Source organism: Elstera litoralis (genome assembly GCF_000963705.1).
GTDB lineage: Bacteria > Pseudomonadota > Alphaproteobacteria > Elsterales > Elsteraceae > Elstera > Elstera litoralis.
Genome location: NZ_LAJY01000714.1, coordinates 1 through 914 on the forward strand (window position 1 = coordinate 1; position 914 = coordinate 914).

The 914-nt window shown below is 58.4% G+C and carries 1 protein-coding gene; it reads left to right on the forward strand.

The annotated features are described in order from the left end of the window. Positions 1-121: 121 nt before the first annotated feature. The gene (locus VZ95_RS19250; RefSeq protein WP_045777300.1) at positions 122-586 is read left to right on the forward strand and encodes an Hsp20 family protein; all 465 of its coding nucleotides are present in this window, start codon (positions 122-124) and stop codon (positions 584-586) included. Positions 587-914: the final 328 nt, after the last annotated feature.

The following is a 914-nucleotide window of genomic DNA, read 5'->3' on the forward strand; positions in this document are numbered from 1 at the left end:
TCCGGCGCGGCGTTTCCTATCTCCAGTCTGTCGATGCCGAATGCGGGTCGACGCTGAAAACCGGATGCGCCCTTAAAGCGATCCCCCTTTTTCCATGTTGCTTCTCTAGGAGAATATGGCCATGCGTACGCTTAACCTCAATCCGCTCTTCCGTTCCACCGTCGGGTTTGACCGGCTGATTCACCTGATGGACGCCGCCCAACGGGCGGAGGATACCAGCGCCAGCTACCCGCCCTATAATATCGAAAAGCGCGCCGATGATCGCTATCGCATCACGATGGCCGTCGCAGGTTTTTCGCAAGCCGACATTAGCATTGTCGCCAAACCCAATCAGGTAACGGTCAGCGGCCAGTCGAAGACCGAGGATGCCGCCGGGCAATTCCTGCACCGGGGCATCGCCGGGCGCGCCTTCGAGCGCAAGTTCGATGTCGCCGACCATATCCGCGTCGATAGCGCGAGCCTTGAGAACGGCCTGCTGCATATCGATCTGGTCCGCGAAGTGCCGGAAGCGATGAAACCGCGCACGATTGCGATCACGACCCCCGCCAATAACGGGACCTTGCCGACCTTGGCTGCTGCCGAATAGCGGCAGCGCGCGCGGTCTACGCGCTCCTCTAGACCTCTTCGTGATCCGCCCCCGCAGGAATAGCCGCCTGCGGGGGTCTTGCTATGCAGCTCGCGAGTAGGGATTATCGGCGTATTACGAAAGAATCCTGTTGGGTCTGTGCAAACTATCCCGTAATTTATGGAATAGTGGGGCAGAAGGTCCAAAGATTATGGGATTTGCGGGAAAGGCCGTTCAGTAAACGCATGCACGACGACATATATGAACTACATGTCGCCGAAAGCGGGCGTTGGCACCTCCAGGAACGCTTTCGAGGGACACAGAAGGACGAAGCCGTTGAGGAGGCGAA

Bases quoted from the DNA above. Each gene is read 5' to 3' on its own strand.
- VZ95_RS19250 (WP_045777300.1), top strand. From the start codon at position 122: ATGCGTACGCTTAACCTCAATCCGCTCTTCCGTTCCACCGTCGGGTTT.